The 22,724-nt window shown below is 71.4% G+C and carries 20 protein-coding genes and 1 pseudogene; 8 read left to right on the forward strand and 13 right to left on the reverse strand.

The window, feature by feature from the left end; translation table 11 throughout:
- Positions 1 to 11: 11 nt before the first annotated feature.
- Together ACLB9X_RS29490 and ACLB9X_RS29495 are read left to right on the forward strand one after the other, a co-directional pair.
- A complete protein-coding gene (locus ACLB9X_RS29490) occupies positions 12 to 692 on the forward strand; it encodes a DUF402 domain-containing protein (RefSeq protein WP_410363472.1) in 681 nt (226 codons plus the stop codon).
- Between the two features lie 423 nt (positions 693 to 1,115).
- Positions 1,116 to 3,008 (forward strand): SpoIIE family protein phosphatase, encoded by a 1,893-nt coding sequence (locus tag ACLB9X_RS29495; protein WP_410363473.1) that lies wholly within the window; start codon positions 1,116 to 1,118, stop codon positions 3,006 to 3,008.
- A 68-nt stretch (positions 3,009 to 3,076) separates the two neighbouring features.
- Here the strand turns inward: ACLB9X_RS29495 and ACLB9X_RS29500 are convergent, their stop codons facing one another.
- Positions 3,077 to 5,305, reverse strand: a complete 2,229-nt coding sequence (locus ACLB9X_RS29500) for a transglycosylase domain-containing protein (protein ID WP_410363474.1) — start codon at positions 5,303 to 5,305, stop codon at positions 3,077 to 3,079.
- Between the two features lie 297 nt (positions 5,306 to 5,602).
- On the opposite strand from ACLB9X_RS29500, the pseudogene ACLB9X_RS29505 reads away from it, so the two are divergent.
- Positions 5,603 to 6,136, forward strand: a pseudogene (locus ACLB9X_RS29505) (PadR family transcriptional regulator).
- Positions 6,137 to 6,187: 51 nt separating this feature from the next.
- Here ACLB9X_RS29505 and ACLB9X_RS29510 read toward each other — a convergent pair.
- On the reverse strand, positions 6,188 to 7,129 hold the full coding sequence (locus tag ACLB9X_RS29510) for a LysR substrate-binding domain-containing protein (protein WP_410363475.1): 942 nt from the start codon (positions 7,127 to 7,129) through the stop codon (positions 6,188 to 6,190).
- A 131-nt stretch (positions 7,130 to 7,260) separates the two neighbouring features.
- On the opposite strand from ACLB9X_RS29510, the gene ACLB9X_RS29515 reads away from it, so the two are divergent.
- Together ACLB9X_RS29515 and ACLB9X_RS29520 are read left to right on the forward strand one after the other, a co-directional pair.
- Positions 7,261 to 7,815 (forward strand): peroxiredoxin, encoded by a 555-nt coding sequence (locus tag ACLB9X_RS29515; protein WP_410363476.1) that lies wholly within the window; start codon positions 7,261 to 7,263, stop codon positions 7,813 to 7,815.
- Positions 7,816 to 7,817: 2 nt separating this feature from the next.
- Complete coding sequence (locus tag ACLB9X_RS29520; protein ID WP_410363477.1) at positions 7,818 to 8,351, forward strand: alkyl hydroperoxide reductase; 534 nt, start codon at positions 7,818 to 7,820, stop codon at positions 8,349 to 8,351.
- A 92-nt stretch (positions 8,352 to 8,443) separates the two neighbouring features.
- On the opposite strand, the gene ACLB9X_RS29525 is transcribed toward ACLB9X_RS29520, so the two are convergent.
- From ACLB9X_RS29525 to ACLB9X_RS29545, 5 genes are all read right to left on the reverse strand, one after another.
- The gene (locus tag ACLB9X_RS29525; RefSeq protein ID WP_410363478.1) at positions 8,444 to 9,199 is read right to left on the reverse strand and encodes a hypothetical protein; all 756 of its coding nucleotides are present in this window, start codon (positions 9,197 to 9,199) and stop codon (positions 8,444 to 8,446) included.
- Positions 9,196 to 10,563: an AI-2E family transporter gene (locus ACLB9X_RS29530; RefSeq protein ID WP_410363479.1), complete on the reverse strand. Its 1,368-nt coding sequence runs from the start codon at positions 10,561 to 10,563 to the stop codon at positions 9,196 to 9,198. The genes ACLB9X_RS29525 and ACLB9X_RS29530 overlap by 4 nt, the downstream gene beginning before the upstream one ends.
- A gap of 188 nt (positions 10,564 to 10,751) precedes the next feature.
- Positions 10,752 to 11,444 (reverse strand): lytic transglycosylase domain-containing protein, encoded by a 693-nt coding sequence (locus ACLB9X_RS29535; protein WP_410363480.1) that lies wholly within the window; start codon positions 11,442 to 11,444, stop codon positions 10,752 to 10,754.
- A 419-nt stretch (positions 11,445 to 11,863) separates the two neighbouring features.
- Positions 11,864 to 13,186 (reverse strand): PhoH family protein, encoded by a 1,323-nt coding sequence (locus tag ACLB9X_RS29540; RefSeq protein ID WP_410363481.1) that lies wholly within the window; start codon positions 13,184 to 13,186, stop codon positions 11,864 to 11,866.
- 528 nt (positions 13,187 to 13,714) lie between these two features.
- Entirely contained in the window at positions 13,715 to 14,476 is a 762-nt protein-coding gene (locus ACLB9X_RS29545; protein ID WP_410363482.1) for an isoprenyl transferase, read from the reverse strand.
- Between the two features lie 107 nt (positions 14,477 to 14,583).
- Between ACLB9X_RS29545 and mgrA the strand changes: the two genes are divergently transcribed.
- Positions 14,584 to 15,621, forward strand: a complete 1,038-nt coding sequence (gene mgrA / locus ACLB9X_RS29550; RefSeq protein WP_410363483.1) for an L-glyceraldehyde 3-phosphate reductase — start codon at positions 14,584 to 14,586, stop codon at positions 15,619 to 15,621.
- A 306-nt stretch (positions 15,622 to 15,927) separates the two neighbouring features.
- Here the strand turns inward: mgrA and ACLB9X_RS29555 are convergent, their stop codons facing one another.
- Positions 15,928 to 16,281, reverse strand: a complete 354-nt coding sequence (locus ACLB9X_RS29555) for a winged helix-turn-helix transcriptional regulator (RefSeq protein ID WP_410363484.1) — start codon at positions 16,279 to 16,281, stop codon at positions 15,928 to 15,930.
- A gap of 232 nt (positions 16,282 to 16,513) precedes the next feature.
- The gene (locus tag ACLB9X_RS29560; protein ID WP_410363485.1) at positions 16,514 to 17,344 is read right to left on the reverse strand and encodes a prepilin peptidase; all 831 of its coding nucleotides are present in this window, start codon (positions 17,342 to 17,344) and stop codon (positions 16,514 to 16,516) included.
- Positions 17,345 to 17,447: 103 nt separating this feature from the next.
- On the opposite strand from ACLB9X_RS29560, the gene ACLB9X_RS29565 reads away from it, so the two are divergent.
- On the forward strand, positions 17,448 to 17,810 hold the full coding sequence (locus ACLB9X_RS29565; protein ID WP_410363486.1) for a DUF192 domain-containing protein: 363 nt from the start codon (positions 17,448 to 17,450) through the stop codon (positions 17,808 to 17,810).
- On the opposite strand, the gene ACLB9X_RS29570 is transcribed toward ACLB9X_RS29565, so the two are convergent.
- The 3 genes from ACLB9X_RS29570 to ACLB9X_RS29580 all read right to left on the reverse strand — a co-directional run bounded on the left by ACLB9X_RS29570 (position 17,807) and on the right by ACLB9X_RS29580 (position 20,875).
- Positions 17,807 to 18,616 carry a hypothetical protein gene (locus ACLB9X_RS29570; protein ID WP_410363487.1) on the reverse strand — a complete coding sequence of 270 codons (810 nt, stop codon included), beginning with the start codon at positions 18,614 to 18,616 and terminating at the stop codon, positions 17,807 to 17,809. The two genes, ACLB9X_RS29565 and ACLB9X_RS29570, sit on opposite strands and share 4 nt — an antisense overlap.
- 86 nt (positions 18,617 to 18,702) lie before the next feature.
- Positions 18,703 to 19,245, reverse strand: a complete 543-nt coding sequence (locus ACLB9X_RS29575; protein ID WP_410363488.1) for a hypothetical protein — start codon at positions 19,243 to 19,245, stop codon at positions 18,703 to 18,705.
- Positions 19,246 to 19,249: 4 nt separating this feature from the next.
- Entirely contained in the window at positions 19,250 to 20,875 is a 1,626-nt protein-coding gene (locus ACLB9X_RS29580; protein WP_410363489.1) for a polymorphic toxin-type HINT domain-containing protein, read from the reverse strand.
- A 235-nt stretch (positions 20,876 to 21,110) separates the two neighbouring features.
- Here ACLB9X_RS29580 and ACLB9X_RS29585 point away from each other — a divergent pair, with 235 nt between their 5' ends.
- The gene (locus ACLB9X_RS29585; RefSeq protein WP_410363490.1) at positions 21,111 to 21,989 is read left to right on the forward strand and encodes a proline iminopeptidase-family hydrolase; all 879 of its coding nucleotides are present in this window, start codon (positions 21,111 to 21,113) and stop codon (positions 21,987 to 21,989) included.
- Between the two features lie 118 nt (positions 21,990 to 22,107).
- On the opposite strand, the gene ACLB9X_RS29590 is transcribed toward ACLB9X_RS29585, so the two are convergent.
- Positions 22,108 to 22,497, reverse strand: a complete 390-nt coding sequence (locus ACLB9X_RS29590; protein ID WP_410363491.1) for an ATP-binding protein — start codon at positions 22,495 to 22,497, stop codon at positions 22,108 to 22,110.
- Positions 22,498 to 22,724 lie beyond the last annotated feature (227 nt).

A 22,724-nucleotide genomic window follows, 5' to 3' on the forward strand; every position in this document is an offset into this window, starting at 1 on the left:
AAGATCTGCTCATGACAGGCACGGAACGCATCGCACGCTGGGCGCCCGGGGACCAGATCCTCTGGCGCTACCGCGGCCATGCCCCGGATCTGGACGGCTGCGGCGTGCACATCTGCCGGCCGGTGACGGTCGTCCAGGACACCGAGGAGCTGCTCGCGGTCTGGATGGCGCCGGGGACGGAGTGCGTGAAGCCGGTCCTGGTGGACGGCACCCCCGTTCACCAGGAGCCGCTCGCGACCCGCTACACGGCCCCGCGCACACTCACCCGGGACCGCTGGTTCGGCTCGGGGGTGCTGAAGCTCGCGCGCCCCGGCGACCCGTGGTCCGTCTGGCTGTTCTGGGAGATGGGCTGGCGGTTCCGGAGCTGGTACGTCAACCTCGAGGAACCGCACACCCGTTGGTCGGGCGGCGTCGACTCCGAGGATCACTTCCTCGACATCTCCGTGTACCCGGACCGCAGTTGGCTGTGGCGGGACGAGGACGAGTTCGCGCAGGCGCAGCGGGTCGGGCTCATGGACGCCCGGAAGGCGGCGCGGGTACGCGCGGCCGGCCGGGCGGCGGTGGCGTCGATCCTGGCCTGGGAGGCCCCGTTCTCGGCGGGCTGGGAGCACTGGCGGCCCGATCCGTCCTGGCCGGTACCGGAGCTGCCCGCGGACTGGGCCCGCACTCCGGCCCGGCGGCTGGCTTCCTGACGGGCGCACGCGGCACGGCGGCGCGCCGGGAAACGCCGAATCGGAACGAAGCTGGCCGAAACTTTGCGTTTCGCCGATCACTCCGCCCGATCTTTCCGCCCCTGTGACCTCGCCAGTGGCGTCCGGGTGTCCGATTCTGATCAGTGAACGCGCTCCGGCGTATACGACCTCGTGAGACTCTTGATGCGCCCCCTGGGGGCAACCGTAGGATCGTCGTCCGCAAGGCCGCACCGTACGAGGGAGAGCCGAGCGCAGGCCGAGGACCGCACGTCAGCACGAGTCACCACGAGTCAGTACGAGTCATTCAGGGGGTAGAGCTGTGCCGGATGCCCGCCACCCTGTCGACGCCGCCTCCAGAGCGGGTATACCGCCCCACGAGGCGGTTGCATCGCACAACCGGCCCGGACGGACGGAATCCCACGCGTGACGGAGCACCCCACCTCCCACGACGGCCGGCAGCCCCTGGCTGCCCGGTCCCAGGAACGCACCCGGCCGCGGGCGGAGGCGGCCGGGGCCGCAGCCGTGCCGTCCGGACCGCCGCCACAGCCGCAGCACCAGACGCACACGGTGCAGGCCCAGGCCGGCCCGGCGCCGGACATCGCCGGCACCGCGCGCCGCGAGGGCGACCGGCTGCGCTTCGTGGGGGCCGCGACCCGGCGGATCGCGCGCGGGATCGACCTGGACGAGATCGTGCTCGGCCTGTGCCGGGCGACCGTGCCGACGTTCTCCGACGCGATACTCGTCTATCTGCGCGACCCGCTCCCCGTGGGCGACGAGCGGCCCGTGTCGCCGTTCGTGCTCCGGCTGCGCCGCAGCGACCGGCTGCGTTTAAACGCCGATGACGCCGACCAGGGCAGGGGCCTCGCCATGCCCCTGCTGGACCCCGGGACGGACCTGGCGCCCGCCGCCGAGCTGTGCGAAGTACGCTCGGGCGGCGCCCTGTCCGAGGTGCTGCGCGGGGTGCGGCCGGTCTTCGGCGACTCCGCGGCGGCCCGCGCCGCGCTGCCCGAGCTCCTCGGCGACGGGCGCAGCGTGCCGAGCGGCCACCGCGCGATACTCGCCCCGCTTCGCGGCCGCCGCCGTGTGATCGGTGCCGCCGTGTTCCTGCGCCGCCCCGACCGTCCGGCCTTCGAGCCGAACGACCTGCTGGTGGCGGCCCAGCTCGCCACCCACACGGCGCTCGGCATCGACAAAGCCGTGCTTTATGGGCGCGAGGCGTACATCGCCGACGAGTTGCAGCGCACGATGCTGCCCGACTCGCTGCCCCAGCCGACCGGCGTGAAGCTTGCCTCGCGCTACCTTCCGGCCGCCGAGACGGCCCGCGTCGGCGGCGACTGGTACGACGCCATCCCGCTGCCCGGCAGCCGGGTCGCACTGGTCGTGGGCGACGTCATGGGCCACTCGATGAAGTCGGCGGCGATCATGGGCCAGCTGCGTACCACCGCGCAGACCCTCGCCGGTCTCGACCTGCCGCCGCAGGAGGTCCTGCACCACCTCGACGAGCAGGCGCAGCGGCTCGGCGCCGACCGGATGGCGACATGCCTGTACGCGGTCTACGACCCGGTCTCGCACCGCATCACCATCGCCAACGCCGGACATCCGCCGCCCATCCTGCTGCACCTGGGCGGGCGGGCCGAGGTGCTGCGGGTGCCGCCCGGCGCGCCCATCGGCGTCGGCGGCGTGGACTTCGAGGCCGTGGAGCTCGACGCCCCGGCCGGCGCGACGCTGCTGCTGTACACCGACGGCCTCGTCGAGTCGCGGCTGCGTGACGTGTGGACGGGCATCGAGCAGCTGCGCGAACGCCTGGCCGACACGGCGCAGTTGACCGGCCCGGACCACTCGCCCCCGCTGGAGGCGCTGTGCGACGACGTGCTCGACATGCTGGGTCCCGGTGACCGGGACGACGACATCGCCCTGCTCGCGGCCCGTTTCGACGGGATCGCGCCCAGTGACGTCGCGTACTGGTTCCTGGAGCCGGAGGACGCGGCGCCGAGCCGCGCCCGCCGCCTGGCTCGGCGCGCGCTCGCCCGCTGGGGCCTGGAGGAGCTGTCCGACGCGGTGGAGCTGCTGGTCAGCGAGGTCGTGACCAACGCCGTACGGTACGCGGAGCGTCCCGTCACGCTGCGGCTGCTGCGCACGGACGTGCTGCGCTGCGAGGTCGGCGACGACTCCCCGCAGCTGCCGAGGCAGCGCAGGGCCCGCGACACCGACGAGGGCGGCCGCGGCCTGTTCCTGGTGAACCGGCTGGCGCGGCGGTGGGGGGCGACCCGGCTGTCGACCGGCAAGGTCGTCTGGTTCGAGCTGCCCGCCCGGTAGGTGTGCCGATACGGCTGCGCCCCGGGATCCGGCCGGATCCCGGGGCGCAGCCGTATGTGCCGGGGCCGTCAGTCGTTCGGCCTCCGCTGGTTGTCGCTCCCGTCGGTGGAGCCGGGCTCGACCGGCGGCGTGAACGTCGTGCCGTCCGTCGGGTCCGGGTCCAGCGTCTCCGTCTCGGTCGGCGTCGGGTCCGGGTCCAGCGTCTCCGTCTCGGTCGGCGTCGGGCCCGGGTCCTCGGTCTCCGTCCGGGTCGGCGTCGGGCCCGGGTCCTCGGTCTCCGTCTCCGTCTGAGTGGGCGTCGGGTCCGGGTCCGGGACCGCGATCTCCGCCAGGTCCAGGTCGAACCGCGCGTCCGAGCCGCCGCCCAGCGCGCCCAGCGTGTAGTCGGCCCAGATCCTGGCCGGGAAGCCGCCGCCGCTGGCGCGGCCGGAGTTGGCGGTGCCGGTCAGTGACACCTGGCCGCCGCCGTCCTGCGGCGACTCGCCGAACAGGGCCACCACGGTGACCAGTTCGGGCGTGTAGCCCGCGAACCACGCCGAGCGGTTGTTCTCCGAGGTGCCGGTCTTGCCGGCCGCCTGGTAGGCGCTGCTGGCGGCCGCCTGGCCGGAGCCGTTCCGCACCACGCCGGTCAGGCCGGCGGTCACGGTGTCGGCCGTCTCGCGGCTGATCACCCGGTCGCCTACCGCCTCGGGCAGGTCGACCCGGCGGTCCTTGTGCTCGGCCTTCGCGACGATCGTGGGCGTGACCTTCCGGCCGTGGTTGTCGAGGGTGGCGTACACCCCCGCCATGTCCCACGTGGAGGCGCCCATGGTGCCGAGCGAGATCGCGGGCCGCAGCGGGAAGTTCTTGTCCGGCACACCCAGGTCGAGCGCCGTCTCCTTGACCTTGTCGAGGCCGACGTCCACCGCCATCTGTGCGAAGGCGGAGTTGATCGACCTGTTCAGCGAGGTCTGGACGGTGACCGGGCCGTGGCTGCGGCCGAGGTCGTTCTGCGGGGCGAAGGGGGTGCCGCTGCCGACGACGGGTCGCCTGCTGGTGCCGTCGTAGACCGTGTTGAGGCCGATCGGGACGCCGTCCTGCGTCTTGGAGCCGTTCTCCAGGGCGGAGGCGAAGACGACCGGCTTGAAGGTGGAGGCGGGCTGGTAGTCGGAGCGGGTGGCGTTCGACAGCCAGTGCTGGGTGGCGTCCACACCGCCGTAGAGCGCGACGACCTTGCCCGTCTTGGGGTCGACCGAGGTGGCGCCGGCCTGCACGGTGGCGTCGACCTTGTTGCCCTCGCGGTCCAGCTCGTCCTCCAGCTGCTTCTCGACCGCCTTCTCGAGCTCCTTCTGCTTCTTGGAGTCGATGTTCAGGGTGATCGTCCAGCCGCCGGCTTCGAGGTCCTCCTCGTCGAGCCCTTGGCGGGCCAGCTCCTTCTTGGCGGCGTCGACGAGGTAACCGGCCTGGCCCGCCATGCCGGGCGCGGCCTTGGGCGCCTTGGGGACGGGGAACGTCAGACCCGCGCGCTCCCCCGCGTCCAGCCAGCCCTCCTCGACCATGTTGTCCAGGACGTAGTTCCAGCGCTCGGTCACCAGCTTCTTGCCGGTCTCCGAGGCGATCGCCCAGTCGTACTGGTTGGGGGCCTGAAGGAGGGCCGCGAGGTAGGCGCCCTGAGCGACCGTCAGCTTCTCGGCGTCGACGCCGTAGTACGCCTGGGAAGCGGCCTGGATGCCGTAGGCCCCGCGGCCGTAGAAGCTGGTGTTGATGTAGCCGGCGAGGATCTCGGGCTTGCTCTTCTTCTGGTCCACCTTGAGCGAGATCACCAGCTCTTTGAGCTTGCGGGTGACCGTCTGGTCCTGGTTCAGGTAGTAGTTCTTCACGTACTGCTGGGTGATCGTGGAACCACCCTGCTTGCCCTGACCGGTGAGGGTGTTCTTCAGGCCGCGGAGGGTGCCCTTGAGATCGACGCCCGAGTCCTGGAAGAAGGTCTTGTTCTCGGCCGCGACGAAGGTGTACTGGACGTTCCGGGGGATCTCGTCCAGGCCGACGATCTCCCGGTTGATCTCGCCGGTACGGGCGAGGATCTTGCCGTCGTTGTACTTGTAGACGTTGCTCTGCATCTTGGCCTGGGCGTTGGCCTCGGGCACCGGGACCATCAGGTAGATCACGAAGAACGCGCCCATGGCCACCATGCAGAGGCCGAAGAAGGTGCCCAGCAGTTTCTTCCAGGTGAAGAGGCGGCGTATGCCCGTGGGCCCCGCTTTCGCCGCCCGGCGCGCACCGCGCTGCCGAGCCTGTCGCTCTTCCGCTCGGCCCATCGCTTCGTCGCTCCGCTTCTTCGGTCGTAGGTCGCCGGTCCCAGCCGTGCCCGTACAGGGCGCGGGGCGGGAATCGGCTCAGAAAGGTAACACCGGACTGACGGACAAAGAGGCGCTGATCCACCCTTTTCCTGACGTGAGAATGAGCACCCCGTCCAAAGGAACCGACTCGCCAGGGGGCCGGAAGGTTGCCTGAGTGTGTACGGGTAACGCGCCTCGCACGGGATGCGGCGGGGCCGGCGGGCGCCGGCGAGGCAGCCCCCGCCTCCGCTGTACACCCCGTGTACTGTGCCGCCCATGTCCATCGGCCACACCCTCCTCGCCCTCCTCGAATCCGGCCCCCGCCACGGGTACGACCTCAAGCACGCCTTCGACGAGCGGTTCGGGCAGGACCGGCCGCTGCACTACGGGCAGGTGTAATAGACGATGTCGCGGCTGCTGCGGAACGGGCTGGTCGAGATCGATGCCATCGAGACGGGCGGCGGACCCGAGCGCAAGCGGTACGCGATCACCGACGCGGGGTCGGCGGACGTGTCCGAGTGGCTCGCCCAGCCCCAGCGGCCCGAGCCGTATCTGCAGTCGGCCCTGTACACGAAGGTCGTCCTCGCGCTCCTCACCGGCCGCGACGCCGCCGGACTGCTCGACGCCCAGCGCGCCGAGCACCTGCGGCTGACGCGCGAGCTCACCGAGCGCAAGCGGCACGGCGACCTCGCCGCCCAACTGGTCTGCGACCACGCGCTGTTCCATATCGAGGCCGATCTGCGCTGGATCGACGTCACGAGCACCCGCCTCGACCGGCTCGCCGCGGCGGTCGTCTCCGAGGCCACCTGAGCCGTCCGGCCGTCGCGGCCCCGCTCCGCCGCTGCCCGCGAGCGACCGGGCTCAGGTCACCACCCGCACCGGCAGCTCGGCCAGTGTCCCTCTGAGCGCCTCGGCCAGTTCCTCGAACTCCGCGCTCCGTGCCGTGCCCGACCGCATCGCCAGGGCGATCCGGCGCGAGGGGGCCGGGTCCGCGAAGTGGCCGGCCCGCAGGCCGCCACGGGACGTCTCGACGTCGACGGCGGTGTGCGGGAGCAGCGTCACCCCGAGGCCGCCCGCCACCAGCTGCACCAGGGTCGACAGCCCGGCCGCCGTCGTGGTGACCGCGGCACCCTCCGTGCGGCCGGCCTCGCGGCAGATGTCGAGCGCCTGGTCGCGCAGGCAGTGGCCCTCGTCCAGGAGCAGCAGACGGAGGTCGCGCAGCGCCTCGCGGGGGATGTCGGACCGGTCCGCCAGCTCGTGCTCCCGGGGCGTGACGAGCACGAAGTCCTCGTCGAACAGAGGCAGTTCGGTGACGCCCGGCACCCCCAGCGGCACCGCGAGCAGCAGCAGGTCCAGACGCCCCGCCGCCAGGCCCTCCAGCAGGGAGGACGTCTGCTCCTCGTGGACCTGCAGGTCGAGGTCGGGGTAGCGCTGGTGCACCAGACGCAGGACCTCCGGCAGCAGGTAGGGGGCGACCGTGGGGATCACCCCGAGCCGGAGCACGCCCGTGAACGGCCCGCGCACCGCCTCGGCCTCCTCCATCAGCTCGCCGACCGCGTCGAGCACGGCCTTGGCGCGCACGGCGACGCGCTCGCCGGCCGGGGAGAGCAGCACCTTGCGCGTCGTGCGCTCCAGGAGCTGGACACCGAGTGCCTCCTCCAGGGCCGAGACGGCTCCGGAGAGCGCGGGCTGACTCATCCCGATTGCCGCCGCGGCGTCCCGGAAGTGCAGATGCTCCGCCACCGCCGCGAAGGCGCGCAGCTGCGCGATGCTCGGTTGTTTGACCCTGTTTGCCGCACCCACTGATAAGCACCTCCGATCGCGATGACCGAGTATAGCTATTTCCGCGATCAATGCACTCTGTGCCACCATCAAGATCCGTCCAACCCCCTGGAAGACCCCAAAAGGGACCTTCCTGCATGCAAGGAGAGCGCGTGCTCACTGTCGGTGACAAGTTCCCCACGTTCGAGCTGACCGCCTGCGTCTCGCTGGAGAGCGGCAAGGAGTTCGAGACCATCACCCACAAGTCCTACGAGGGCCAGTGGAAGGTCGTCTTCGCGTGGCCCAAGGACTTCACCTTCGTCTGCCCCACCGAGATCGCCGCGTTCGGCAAGCTGAACGAGGAGTTCGCCGACCGTGACGCGCAGATCCTCGGCTTCTCCGGCGACTCCGAGTTCGTCCACCACGCCTGGCGCAAGGACCACGCGGACCTGCGTGACCTGCCCTTCCCGATGATGGCCGACTCCAAGCACGAGCTGATGCGCGACCTCGGCATCGAGGGCGAGGACGGCTTCGCGCAGCGTGCCGTCTTCATCGTCGACCCGAACAACGAGATCCAGTTCACCATGGTGACCGCCGGCTCCGTCGGCCGTAACCCCAAGGAGGTCCTGCGGGTGCTGGACGCCCTGCAGACCGACGAGCTGTGCCCGTGCAACTGGACCAAGGGCGAGAACACCCTCGACCCGGTCGCGCTCCTGGCCGGTGAGTGACCATGGCGCTCGATGAACTGAAGTCCGCCATCCCGGACTTCGCCAAGGACCTGCGGCTGAACCTCGGCTCGGTCATCGGCAACAGCGAGCTTCCGCAGCAGCAGCTGTGGGGCACCGTGCTGGCCTGCGCGATCGCGTCGCGTTCGCCCAAGGTGCTGAGCGAGCTGGAGCCGGAGGCCAAGGCGAACCTCTCCCCCGAGGCGTACACGGCCGCCAAGTCCGCCGCCGCGATCATGGCGATGAACAACGTCTTCTACCGGACCCGGCACCTGCTGTCGGACCCCGAGTACGGGACGCTGCGCGCCGGCCTGCGGATGAACGTCATCGGCAACCCCGGTGTGGAGAAGGTCGACTTCGAGCTGTGGTCGCTCGCCGTCTCCGCCATCAACGGCTGCGGCCAGTGCCTCGACTCCCACGAGCAGGTGCTGCGCAAGGCCGGTGTGGACCGCGAGACGGTCCAGGAGGCCGTCAAGATCGCCGCGGTGATCCAGGCCGTGGGCACGACGCTGGACGCCGAGGCCGTCCTGGCCGGCTGACCGCGCCCGAGTGCCGCAAAGGGCCCTGCCGAACCTCCCGGTCCGGCAGGGCCCTTCGTCCGTCCGGACCCTCACCTGTCGCGCCTCGTACGTCAGCTCCTGAGCGCGGCCATCAGGTCCTGCATGTCCTGCACCAGCAGCCCTTCGACCTCGCTGACGTCCGTGGCCGGTTCCCCGCTCTCGTGGTCCCAGCCACCGGTCACCGCGATGCTCAGCTCCGCCTGCCCGTCCACGACGTCGAGCGTGATCGTCGAGCCGTCCTGACCCCGCGCGACATGGGCCCGCTCGCCGATGCCGGTGACGGCGGCGGACTCGCTCTCGGTGCCCCAGGCCCTCTGCCGGGCGAGGACCGCGCCGTCGAACTCGGGTCCCGGATCGGTCCTCTTGTGCAGGGTGTAGCTGATGTGGACGTCGTGCAGCGAGACGATCTCGTTGCCGTCCTCGTCGACCTCGGGTTCGTACCCGGTGGGCTTCAGCTCGACCGAGCACTGGGCGTCGTCCATGGTCGCGTGCTCGAACCGTGTCGGCAGTCCCTCGCCCTCCCGCGTGCCGAGTGCCGTCTGCAGGTGCTTCAGCCGGGCCGCCTTGCACAGGTCGTCCGTCGCCCGGTAGCCGCCGAGGTCCGGGTCCTGGTTGCCGAACGCGTACAGCCCGCACGCCCACACCGCCGACGCGGCGACCGCGCCGCCGAGCGCCCACAGCCATGCCCGGCGTGGGCCGCGCGGGCCGGCAGAGGCCAGGGCGTCGTCCGTGACGCCTCCCCCGTCCGTTCCAGGAGCGGACACCGCGCCAGGGGTCTGCGGCGTGGCGAACGGCTCCTCCCCCACCAGCTCCGGTTCGGAGATCACTGCTGCTCCTCGGTGTCGTCGGGGCGCTGCTCGGGCGGCGGCGCCGGCGCGGCGGGGGGCGCCTCGGGTGCGGGGCCCGCCCCGGGGGCCGCGTCCAGGGACGTGGAACCGTGCGGCGGCGGGGCGTACCGCAGCATCTGCTCCTTGCCGTACGCCCGCAGATAGCCGACGACCGTGTTGGTGACGGCGACCAGGGGTACGGCGACGACCGCGCCGCCGATGCCGGCGGTCAGGCCGCCCGCGGCGACGGACAGGACGACGGCCAGCGGATGCACGCGCACCGCGCGGCCGAGGATGAAGGGCTGCAGCACATGGCCCTCGATCTGCTGCACGGCGAGGACCACGACGAGCACCATCAGCGCCGTGAACACGCCCTGCGTGACGAGCGCGACGACGACCGCGAGAGCGCCCGAGACGACGGCGCCGACGAGCGGGACGAACGCGAAGAGGAAGATGAACACGGCGAGCGGCACGGCGAGCGGGACGTCGAGGAACCACAGACCCAGTCCGATGAAGATCGCGTCGATCAGCGCGACCACCACCGTGCCCCGCACGTACGCGGTGAGGGTGCGCCACGCGCGGGGGCCGGCGCCCGCCACCCCCGGCCGGGCCTGCGCCGGGACGAGTTTGAGCGTCCACTCCCAGATGCGCTTGCCGTCGTAGAGCAGGAACAGGGTCGAGAACATCGCCAGCAGCATTCCGGTCAGGATCTCGACCATCACGGTCACGCCCTGCAGACCGGCGGAGGTGATCTCCTCGGTGTTGGTGCCGATGGTGTCGCTGAGGTTCTGCGCGATGTCGTTGATCTGGCTCTCGGTGACATGGAACGGGCTGTCCAGCAGCCAGCGCTTGAGCTCGTCGATGCCGTCCCGGACCCGGTCGGAGACGTCGCCGAGGTTGTCCATGACCTGCCAGACCACGAACCAGCCGACGAGCCCCATGACGACGAAGCCGAGGATGGCGGTGACGGCGGTGGCCAGCCCGCGCGGCAAACCCAGCTTCCGCAGCCTGCCGACGGTCGGCTGGAGCATGGCGGTGACGAGCAGGGCGGCGACGAAGGCGAGCACCACGAGCTGTACGGCGCTGATGGCACGCATCAGCACCCAGAGCGTGCCGGCGAGGACAAGCAGCCGCCAGCCGGCCTCGGCCGCGACGCGGATGCCCCAGGGGATCGCGGCGACCGGGTCGGGCCGGGCCGCGACGGCGGGCGCGTACGCGGGCGGCGGCGGGACACTGTCCGGCGCCGGCACAGCGGCGGGCAGCCCCTCGTCCGCCGCCGCCTCCCTGCGGCGCTCCTCCAGGCGCTCTCCGATCCGGGTGAGCTCGGCGCCTACGCGGCCGAGCCACCCTGGAACCTTCGACATGATGCTCCCTCTTGTCCCCACCACTCTCTCTCCCCGCGCGCCCTGAGGGGGCGCGGGCGGTGCGCCCGCCTGCGCCTGGGGACGCGGGCGGTGCCGCCGGCCGGGAGTGACGGACACCGACCGTACACGCACGGAGCCCCTCACCGTAGGACGGTGAGGGGCTCCGTGAAGTTGAGCGCCGGGCGAATCTAGTACCAGTTGTTCGCCTGCCAGAACGACCACGCGCCGCACGGGCTGCCGTAGCGTCCGTCCATGTAGCTCAGGCCCCACTTGATCTGGGTGGCCGGGTTCGTCTGCCAGTCGGCGCCGGCCGACGACATCTTGGAGCCCGGGAGCGCCTGGACGAGGCCGTACGCACCCGAAGAGGGGTTGGACGCGCGGTAGTTCCAGCTCGACTCGTGGTTCACGATGTTGCTGAAGCACTGGAACTGGTCGGCCGGGACCATCTGGCGTGCGATCGCCTTGACCTCGGCGACCGTGTACGAGGCCTGCGTGGAGAAGCTGGACGCCGAGCGGACCGCGTTGCGGTTGGCGCGTGCCTCCGCCTCCTCGCGCTCGCGCTCCGCCTGCTCGTCCGCCGCCGCCTTCTTCGCCTTGGCGGTCTGGGCGGCCTGGATGCGGGCCGACTCCTCGGCGGACTTCTTGGCGGCCGCGTCCGCGGCAGCGGCCTGTGCTTCGGCCTGCTGCGTCAGGGACGAGACCTGCACCTGGGCCTGCTCGCCCATGGGAATGTCCGCGAGGAGCATCGCGTCGGCCGCCGTCGTCTCGAGGTTGTCCCCGGACGGCTGGGTGGTGCCCGACGCGACGCCGACGACGGCGCCGACGGTGGTGACCGCAGTTGCCGAGGCGACTGCGAATCCCCGGACCGAGATCCGGCTCACACGTTTTCCTTCCAGCATCGCCCGCATAGGTGACCTCGCGAGCGCAATCGTGCCCCTGGCGCTGGCCTCCCCACTGCTTGGGTCACGGGAGGCGCGGGCCCGGTGGGCAACTCCCTTGTGGAGAAGCCGCGTGGTACTCGCGGGCGGCATACGGCGGCAGGTCTTGAGTTGTGTGTTGCTGTGCACCACGGAAGGTGCGGATGTGCCGCATGCGGGGCCTGACGGAAGCAAGACTCTGCCGGAAGCCGACGCCGCAAGGCAATTCCTCGTTGCGTGTGAAAGCTCACACCCCGTCTGTGCCAGGGGTTTTGGAGAAACGGCGGACAGCGCGACGCCGCCCGGCTACGCTCTTGCGCTTCGCCGGGCGGCGTCAACTGGCTTGTCCATTTTGCCGGACAGGCTCCCAGGAACGTGTCCCGCTATATGTGCCCGTCCTCCAGCATTTCGGTCACGAGCGCCGCGATCTGCGAGCGCTCGGAGCGGTTGAGGGTGACGTGCGCGAAGAGCGGATGGCCCTTCAGTTTCTCGACGACGGCGACGACTCCGTCGTACCGGCCGACGCGCAGATTGTCCCGCTGCGCCACGTCATGGGTGAGGACGACCCGGGAATTCGCCCCGACCCGGGACAGAACGGTCAGCAGGACGTTCCGCTCCAGCGACTGGGCCTCGTCGACGATGACGAACGCGTCGTGCAGCGAGCGGCCCCGGATGTGCGTGAGCGGCAGCACCTCCAGCATGCCGCGGCCGAGCACCTCCTCGATCACCTCGCGTCCCGCCACGGCCGAGAGCGTGTCGAACACCGCCTGCGCCCACGGGCTCATCTTCTCGGCCTCGGTGCCCGGCAGATAGCCGAGCTCCTGGCCGCCCACCGCGTACAGCGGCCGGAAGACCATCACCTTCTGGTGCTGCCTGCGCTCCAGGACGGCCTCCAGGCCCGCGCAGAGCGCGAGCGCCGACTTGCCGGTGCCGGCCCGGCCGCCGAGCGAGACGATGCCGACCTCCTGGTCGAGGAGGAGGTCGAGCGCGATGCGCTGCTCGGCGCTGCGGCCGTGGATGCCGAACGCCTCCCGGTCCCCGCGCACCAGCCGTACGTTGCCCTCGGCGGTGACGCGGCCGAGTGCCTTGCCGCGCTCGGACTGCAGCACGAGACCCGTGTGCACCGGCAGCTCGGCCACTTCGGGGACGTACAGCGTCTCCTCCCCGTAGAGCAGGTCGACCTGCTCGGCGGACAGGGGCAGGTCCGCCATGCCGGTCCAGCCGGTGTCGGTGATGGCCAGCTCCGCGCGGTACTCCTCGGCGAGCAGACCGACGGAGGACGCCTTGATGCGCAGCGGCAGGTCCTTGGAGACGACCGTGACGTCGTACCCCTCGGCCTGGAGGTTGCGCGCCACCGCGAGGATGCGGGAGTCGTTGTCCCCGAGACGGAAGCCGGCCGGGAGCACGCCGGGATCCTGGTGGTTGAGCTCCACGCGCAGCGAACCGCCGAGGTCGCCGATCGGCAGGGGTGCGTCGAGACGGCCGTACCGGATGCGGAAGTCGTCCAGCAGGCGCAGGGCCTGCCGGGCGAAGTAGCCGAGCTCCGGATGGTGCCTCTTGGCCTCGAGCTCCGTGATCACCACGATCGGCAGTACGACCTCGTGCTCGTCGAAGCGGCTCATGGCGTGCGGGTCGGCCAGCAAGACGCTGGTGTCGAGAACGTAGGTGCGCCGGTCGGGCATGCGGCGCTTTGTGCTGTTCACCACGGAAGGACGTACCCCCTCGGAAGAGGTCGGGGTGCGACGGCGTCGCGGACCATTGCGTCGTCCGCCGAAGCGGACGACGGGCCGGGCCGGCCTGCTGCACGGGCCGAGCGCCGGCCCTCCGCGTGGTCCGCACCAGAGGTGCAGTCCTTCGTGTGCAAAGGGCCTCCCGGGTGAGCGGTGTCGGCCGCTCACTGAGATACGACGTCCGTGGATCGGACGTCGACCTGGAGTGGGTATTCCCTCGAACACGTGCGGCCATGCCAGGGTGTACGCCGTCGCACCGATGAACACCACGTGACCGGCCCCGTCGGGGCTCCGCCCCAAGCCCCGGCGAGGCTGAAGTGCACTGGCGCCCGCCACGCTCCCGTTGGGGCTCCGCCCCAAGCCCCAAGGACGTTCGAGGGCAACGCGCGGAGCGGGCTCGGGGAGAGCCCGAGCCGCGCCCGGCAGGGCGCAGGAACGTGCGAGGGCAATGCGCCGAAGCACGAGCGGGTGCGGGCGAGCCCGCGGGGGCCACGGCCCTCAGGGTCAGGTGCCGTAGCGGCGGTGGCGTGCCGCGTAATCCCGTAGCGCTCGCAGGAAGTCGACCTTCCGGAACGCCGGCCAGAAGACCTCGCAGAAGTAGTACTCCGAATGCGCGCTCTGCCAGAGCATGAAGCCCGACAGCCGCTGCTCCCCGCTCGTGCGGATCACCAGGTCCGGGTCCGGCTGCCCGCGCGTGTACAGGTGCTCCGAGATGTGCTCGACGTCCACGATCTCGGCGAGCTCCTCGAAGCTCGTCCCCTTCGCCGCGTGCTCCAGCAGCAGCGAACGGACCGCGTCGGCGATCTCCTGCCGGCCGCCGTAGCCGACGGCGACGTTGACGAGTATTCCCTCGTTGCCGAGCGTCGCCTGCTCGGCCTCCTTCAGTACGGACTGCGTGTGGGCCGGCAGCAGGTCCAGCGTGCCGACGTGGTGCACGCGCCAGCGGCCGTCGGCGGCCAGGTTGCGCACGGTGTTCTCGATGATGCGCAGGAGCGGGGTGAGCTCTTCCTCGGGGCGGTCGAAGTTGTCCGTGGACAGCAGCCAGAGGGTGACGACCTCGACGTCGGTCTCGGCACACCAGCCGAGCAGTTCGGAGATCTTGTCGGCGCCCGCCTGGTGCCCCTGTGCTGCCGTGCCCCCGGACGCCTTGGCCCAGCGGCGGTTGCCGTCGAGGATGACGCCGATGTGCTTGGGCACCTGGGCGTGGTCGAGGCGGCCCTCCACCCGGCGTGCGTAGAGCCCGTACACCAGGTCGCGCAGGTTCACTGTTCTTACACCCCTCCATGCGGCAGTCCCCGAAGGCGCCACACTACTGCGGACGGGCCAATGCGACCCAACCCGGTATGTCACAAGTCCGTGATAAGGAGGGATGCGTGACTGATTCAATTTTCTACCGCGCCTCCGACGACCGTTACGCGGCCATGGAGTACCGGCGGACCGGCCGTTCCGGGCTCAAGCTCCCGGCGATCTCCCTCGGCCTGTGGCACAACTTCGGCGACGACCGTGCGCTTGACTCGCAGCGGGCGATCCTGCGCCGCGCCTTCGACCTGGGTGTGACGCACTTCGACCTGGCCAACAACTACGGCCCCCCGCCCGGCTCCGCCGAGCTGAACTTCGGCAAGATCTTCGCCCAGGATTTCACCCCCTACCGGGACGAGCTGATCATTTCGACCAAGGCCGGCTACCTGATGCACCCCGGTCCGTACGGCGAGTGGGGTTCGCGCAAGTATCTGCTGTCGTCGCTGGACGCGTCCCTGAAGCGGATGGGCCTCGACTACGTCGACATCTTCTACTCGCACCGCTTCGACAAGGACACCCCGCTCGAGGAGACGATGGGCGCCCTGGCCTCGGCGGTGCAGCAGGGCAAGGCGCTGTACGTGGGCGTGTCCTCATACAGCGCCGAGCAGACCGCGGAGGCGGCGCAGCTGCTGAAGGACATGGGCGTCCCCGCGCTGATCAACCAGCCGTCGTACTCCATGATCAACCGCTGGATCGAGGACGACGCGCTGCTGGACACGCTGGAGAGCGCCGGCATGGGCTGCATCTCCTTCGTACCGCTCGCGCAGGGGCTGCTCACCGGCAAGTACCTGAAGGGCATCCCGGAGGGGTCGCGTGCCACCCAGGGCAAGTCGCTCGACCCCGGCCTCCTGTCCGGCGAGATGGTGCGCCGGCTGAACGGCCTGAACGACATCGCGGCCAAGCGCGGCCAGTCGCTCGCCCAGCTGGCGCTCGCCTGGGTGCTGCGCGACCCGCGGATGACGTCGGCGCTGATCGGCGCGTCCAGCGTGGAGCAGCTGGAGGAGAACGTGGCCACGCTGGCGGGGGCGCCGCTGACCGACCAGGAGCTGAAGGACATCGACACCTTCGCCGTGGACACGGCGGGGACGAACATCTGGGCCGCCCGGAGCTAGCCCCGAGCCCTCAGAAACGCCCGGACCGGCGGCTTCGTCGGCCGGGAAGCCGGCGGGCACGAAAAACGGGCCGGTCCGTGGGGGGGATACGGACCGGCCCGAGGGGGGGTTTCCACCATAACCCTTCGTAAGCGGTGGCGGGTGCCACGCCGTGCCGCCACCGTCCGCCGAATCCCGTACCGGCGCGGCCGCCGGCCGCGCGGGAGCGCAAAGCCGGGGGTCAGACGCCCGACCGGGCTCCGCTCCGCTACTCCGACGGGTGACCCGCGACGGCGGGCGCCGCATTGACGAACACATGACGTGACGTCAAGCGGCCGATGCATGCTTCTTGTTGGCGATGATCTCGGCCATGAACGTCGAGCCCCAGGCGCCGAGGGGCTCCAGCGCGGTGTTGAGCGCCTTGCCGAGCTCGGTCAGCGAGTACTCCACGCGCGGGGGGACCTCCCCGTAGACCTCGCGGTGCACGATGCCGTCCGCCTCCAGCTCGCGCAACTGCTGGATCAGCACCTTCTCGCTGACGCCTGCCACCTCCCGCTTCAGCTCGCCGAAGCGGCGCGTGCCGTCGTTCAGAGCCCACAGGATGAGCGGCTTCCATTTGCCGCCGACGACATCCACGGCGGCGTCGATGCCACAGTGGTAGGAGGTCCTGCCCCTGGCCATGCCCACTCCTCGCTGAAGGTTGCCGGTCCGCCGTCGGCACGCCGCCGATCCGCGGGTACGCCGGGCCGGATCCACCCTAGGCAACGGGTCCGACAGCGCCGGGGCAAGCGGACAGGGTCTGACCTGTATGCGCCCCGGGGTCGGCCGTACGACGACCCCGTCGACCGCATGCGGTCGGGCTCGCTGTACCCGTGGGCCGCGCGGGCGAGGTGAGCCGCCGGGCCCCGCCGGCTCACTTGGCCCCCAGCGCCCCGAGCACCACCCCCAGGAGCGCGCCGGTGATCATGAAGGGGCCGAAGGGGATCGCCGTCTTGCGGCCCGCGCGGCGCAGGAGCATCAGCGACAGGCCGTACAGCGAGCCGAGCAGGAAACCGGCGAAGGCCCCCAGGAACAGCACCACCCAGCCGTACCAGCCGAGCACCACGCCGAGCGAGAGCGCGAGCTTCACGTCGCCGAAGCCCATGCCGTTCGGGTTGATCAGGAAGAGCAGGAAGTAGACCGCGCCGAGCGCGAGACCGCCCAGCAGGGCGGTCGGCCAGGACCCGCCGTCGTGCGGCAGCAGCTCGGCGAGGCCGAGCAGGGCCGCCGACGCCGCGGCGAGCGGCAGGGTGAGCTGGTCGGGCAGCCGGTGGACACGGCGGTCGACGAGCGCGAGCAGGACGGCGGCCGGGGTGGCCAGCAGCCAGACCGCCAGCTCGGGGCGCGGCCCGGTCGAGGCCGCGAGTGTAAGGCAGAGCAGGGCCGTGACGGCGGGGACGAGGACGGACGGACGGTACAGGACGGGTGGAACATCCCCCGCCACCCCGGCGTCCCCGGCCTCCCCGGCAGCCCCGGAGGCCCGGACGTCCGGCGCGCCCACCACGGCCGTCGCCCCCTCGGCGCAGGTCGCGCACCGGGCCGCGCCCACCCAGCCGCGCAGTGGCCCGGTGATCGGGTGCCCGGCGGGGCAGGCGGCGCGCCAGTCCTCCTCCGGCTCGACGGACAGGCGGTACACGGCGCGCGGTACGAGCGTCCCGGCGACGGCCCCCCACACGGTGGCTACGGCGATCAGCGTCACGTCCACGGTGCCGACCCTAGGCCCGGCCCGGTCCGCGGTCATGGGCCCAGGGGCCCATTGCCGTACGGATCGGGTCCGCGCGGTGCCGCCCGGCGCTACGGTCGGGGCCATGCGTACATGGCAGGACGGAACGGCGGAGCTGACGGTCCCCGGCCGGGACATCCCGGTCGGCCTGCGGATCGCCGCCTCGTACCGGGCCCGCACCCGCGGGCTGCTCGGCCGGGACGGGATCGACGGCGCGCTCATGCTGACGCCGTGCACGAGTGTCCACACCTTCCGGATGCGCTTCACGATTGATGTGGCGTATCTGGACCGGGAGTTGAGGGTGCTGGACGTGGTGACGATGAAGCCCGGGCGCCTGGGGATGGTCCGTGTCCGTGCCCGGCACGTCCTGGAGGCGGAGACCGGGGCGATGGCGCGGTGGGGGGTGCGGCCCGGCGTACGGCTGGGGATACGGCCGACCGGAGCCTAGGGCAGCTTTGCCGTCTGCACGCGGATCAGTTCGGACGGGACCTCGGGCGTCCTCGCGTCGACGAAGTTCGCCGTGTAGAAGGTGACGACGCTCGCGCCCCGGCGTACGACGTGGAAGACGAGCGGCACCTTCGCGCCCGTGACCGCGCCTGTCACCTGGCAGGCGACGGACTCGTCACCGGCCCGCGGCGCCGGGAGCGTCCGTACGTCGGAGTAGGTCGAGACGGAGTCCGCGGCGCGTGTGGTGAAGCCACCCGCGCAGGCGTCCACCGCGGTGCGCAGCGAGGCGAGGACCCGCTGTGCGTCGCCGTTCCGGTGTGCGGTGAGGATCAGCGTGACCACGGTCTGCGTCTCCTCGCCCTCCTCCCTGGAGTCGACGGCCGTGCGGTACACCGTCGCCGCGGCGGCCGGTTCCGGAATTCCGTTGATCACGGCGGCCAGCGGGGCGCAGGCCGGCTCGTCGGCCTTCTCCGTGCCGGGCTCGTCACCGCCCTGAAGGGGCGTGACCTCGTAACCGGGCACCTCCCCGGTGGCCAGCGCGGCCTTGGCCAGCTCGGCTTCCGTGAGGGTCCTGCCACTGCTGGGGGGCTCGGCGGCGTCCGGCTCGGGGGTAGCGGTACCGGACGGCGTGGGCGCCGTGTCCTTCCCGGCCGTCGCGGACGGCGCTGCGGACGCCCCGGACGCCTTCCCGTCGCCGCCGCCCCTCGGGTCGTCCTCGCAGGCGGTGGCCGTCCCAACGGTGAGAGCGGCGGCCACCGCGGCCGTCGCGACGCGCCGTGCCGCCCTGGTCCGGATCTCCGCGTTCATTGCGCTCCCACCCCTTCGCCGATGTGCGTCGCACGCTAACAACCGGAGGCCACGGGGCACATGGGCCCACGGGCCCAGCCGGTGCCCTACCCGTGCGCGGGCACTGGAGGACGCAGCGACTCCAGCACCGTGTCGCCGCCGTGCTTCGCCACCCAGTCGGCCTCGTCCGCCCTGTTCCCCATGCGGATGCCGAAGGTCCAGGCCGGGTCCAGGAAGAGGCTGCGACCGCCGGCGAAGTCGAGCGCGAGGCCCCGGATGACCGGAGTGCCCGTGCTGTCGCCGCGTCGCGCGCCCGACACGTACGCCCGCACCGCCGTGCAGCTCCACTCGTCCCTGCCGTCGCCGAACAGCTGCTCGCCGTACGACGCCAGCACGACCTCGTCCTCCGCCTCGGCCAGCAGTGCCACGTCGGACCAGTCGGCCCCCGTGACCCGCCGGGCGGTCAGGTGGTCGTACTGACCCTCGGACGCGAGCCGCACCAGGCCCTCGTCGAGCCGCAGCCACACCACCATCGGCTGCGGCCGGAACTCGGGGACGGAGTCGTCCCGGTCGATCCAGCCCGGGACGAGGACGTCACGCACATGGCGTCCCGTGAGCATCCCGGCGACCTCGCGCGCCATGCTGCCCATGAGGTCAGCCCTTCTTCTTCGGCACCTTCTTGGTGATCTGGATCCCGGTGTCCAGGCCCTCGCCCGTCGTGAGCGCGGTCCAGAAGTCACCGTTCTCCCGCAGGACGATCGTCACGCCCTTGCCACGATAGATCAGCCCCTCCGGCTCGCCCTTCTTCAACGTGCCCTTGCCGACGAGTTCGAACGTGCCGTCCTTGATCGCGTTCGCGATGTCCTCGCGGAAGCGCGGGCCGTCGTCCTTGAGCTTCTTGTACTTGGTGCCCAGGGCGTCCTCGACGAGCTTCTTGTGCCGCAGGAAGTGGTCCTTGAACTTCTTCGGGTCCCCCTCGCCGACGTCCGGGTTCCTGGCCGCGTCGACTTCCTCCGGGGACATGTCGCAGTCGTTGTTGTGCACGAGGGCGACGGCGGGGCCGACCCCGACGAAGTACGTGTGCATGCCGGCCACGGCGAGGTCGTACGTCGTCTGCCGCTGCACGTAGTGCCGGGCCGCCAGCACGGTGAGGCCGGCGCCGGTCTGCGTGCGGAGCCGGGCGCCGGGCCGGATGTCGCCGGCGTCCGCCCAGCGGCGCTCACCGGCGAGCCAGAACGGGTGCGTGTCGGTGGCGGTGACGACGGCGGCACCGGCGGCGGTCCGCACGGTGAGCCGGGTGAACTCCTTGTCGTCGTACGTCGTGAACGTCCGGGTGACCTGCCTGCCGCCGCTCTCTCCCGTAGCGGGGTCAGCGGCCGCCACCCGCATCCCGGCCCGCACGGTCTCGATCGGCACCCGGCGTCCGTCGGCGAGCAGGACGGGCGTGCCGGGCAGGAAGCTGTGCCGGACGGGGCAGGGCGTCGACTTGTCGTTCGGTTTGTCCTCGTCGGGCTTCTTCTGGTTCGGGTCGTACTTCTTCTTGGCCTCGTCGAGCGCCTTCTCCGCGTCCTTGACGCGCGTGCGGTTCTTGAGGAGACCGGTCAGGCCGTCATAGAGGTCGCCGCCGTGTTTCCTGAGCCGCTGGATGAGCTCGTACGCCTTCTTCCACTTCCACGGCGCTCCGTACTTGGCGGCGAGTTTGCCGACCGCGCCGCCGATGAGGCTGAGCAGCACGTTGATGAGCGTCTCGGTGCACGCCCCCATGTCGCCCTTGGTGATGCAGTCGAGGGCGTCGGTGATGCCGAGCTCGTCGGCGAGGATCTTGGCCAGCTCCTTGGCGGCCTGGATCGCCTTGTCCTGGTCGGCCTTCTCGGCGGCCCGGGCGTCCTGGAGGTCCTTGAGGGCTTTTTCGTAGACGACCTGTTCCGGGGTCTTGGGCACGGAGGGGTCGCCGGTCGGCACATCGGCCGTGCCGTCGTCGTCCGCCGGCTTGCCGTCCCGGGCCTCGTCCTGCCGGCCGCCGTCGCCGCAGTCGCCGCCGCCCGTGATCCGGCAGACCTGCGCGCCGATCTTCTGCGTCAGCTCGGCGCCGATGCCGGTGGCGACCAGAGAGCCGATGATCGCCACGACCACCAGGCCCAGACCCACGTACTCCAGCGGTGTCTGGCCACGGTCGTGCCGACGACGCCTGCGCAGACCGAGCAGCCGCGCGTCGGTACGCGGGGTGATCCCCCGCAGCCACCGGCGGCCGTGTCGGCGCACATCCCCCAGTACAGACATGGCTGCCAAGCTACGGGCGGCCGGGACGCCCGTCATGGGCCCACGGGCCCATCGCCGGGCTCAAACGGCTTGCGGCACAGGGAGGTTGCGCCGGGTTCGGCGAGTGCGGCAAACCGCGGGGCCGGGCTGCGGCCCGGCTCGCTGATCGGCCGCCTGACGGCGAGTCGAACGGCGTCGGACGTCCCACGTCTCGCCATGATGGGCGCCCGACGTCATCAGGAGGTCCGTCATGGCCGTGAGCGAAGCAACTGTGCCTTTCCGGGGCCATCGCACGTGGTACCAGGTCGTGGGCGAGCGCCCGTCCGACGGCAAGTTGCCTCTGCTGGTGGTGAACGGCGGGCCCGGCTGCCCTCACGACTACCTCCAGGACCTCGCCGAGCTGGCCGACGAGAGCGGCCGCCAGGTCGTCTTCTATGACCAGCTCGGCTGCGGCCGGTCCGACCGCCCCGACGACCCCGCACTGTGGGTCATGGAGACCTTCGTCAACGAGGTCACGGCGGTCCGAGACGCGCTCGGGCTCCACCAGGTCCACCTGTTCGGCCACTCGTGGGGCACCCAGGTGGCCCTGGAATACGCGCTCGGCCGACCGGAGGGCCTGGTCAGCCTCGTCCTCGCCAGTCCCCTGGCGAACGCCCCGGCCTACGAGGCGGAGGCGCGGCGGCTGAAGGAGTCGCTTCCCGTGGAGGTGCGAGAGGTCCTCGACCACCACGAGGCGCAGGGCACGACGGGCGACCCCGCCTACGAGGCGGCCGGCATGGAGTTCTACCGGCGGTGGCTCTGCCGCCTGGATCCGTGGCCCGCGCACCTGCTGCGTTCCTTCACCGACTGGCGCGAGGACGTGTACGCGGCGATGTGGGGCGCCGAGTGGAACATCACCGGAAACCTCAAGGACTGGGACGTCACGCCCCGGCTCGGGGAGCTGGACCTGCCCGTGCTCATCACGTCCGGACGCCACGACATCACGACCCCCACGACGGTCCGCCCGATCGCGGACGGCATCCAGGGCGCCGAGTGGGTCGTGTTCGAGCAGAGCGCCCACCTCGCGTCGGCCGAGGAGCCGGAACACTACCGTCAGGTCCTGGAGTCCTTCCTCACCATGGTGGAAGGGCGCTGACGCTCACCCTGCCGAAGGCCGCACGAGCGGCATCGAGCCGTCACGCTGGAGTGGTGGCCGCGTCCCCACACGTACCGGACACGACATCCGAGCGGCGGCGATACCGGCGAACGCCCTCCTAGCGGGGCAGTACCACCCAGCACTTGCAGCCCCGTTCGGGCTGCGGCGTCGCCTCGCAGAGACCCCACCCCCCGCCCCAGTCGTCCACCACGACGCCGAGCAGCCACAGCGCCCGGCGGCGGCGTGCCTCACAGAGCGATAAGGCGACCGGGTCGGCGTGCCGAGGATGCTGGTCCCACACGACCAGACGCAGGTGGTCGTCCCGGTGCCGGAGCGAGAGATACAGGTCCGCGCCAGGTGCGAGCCTCGCCGTGACCGCGACCATCTCGGACGCGGCCTGCACGGCCGGCGGCACGAACGGGTCGAGCGCGTGCGCGCGGAGAGCGGACGTGACGGCGGTACGGGCGATCCCGGCGCTCCGGACCTCGCCGCGCAACGTGAGGCTCAACGTAAGACCGGGCGGTGGAGCGGCGGTACGAGCCCCGGTGCGTGGCGCGATGGGACAGAGCGCGGGGCGAAGGGTCGGCGGCATGGCGGACTCCTTTGTCCGGAGGGGTGGATTGCTCGTCGCGGTGAGCGGTGGCCTGTCTCCCTGACGCGAACCCGGCCCCTCCCAGGGGTGGAGGCTGCGGGCAGGCACGCGTGATGCACTTCCAACTCGCCGTAGTGAGCGGT

Origin of the sequence: Streptomyces sp. 5K101, assembly GCF_046506645.1 — a bacterium.
In the GTDB taxonomy this organism is placed as follows: Bacteria; Actinomycetota; Actinomycetes; order Streptomycetales; family Streptomycetaceae; genus Streptomyces.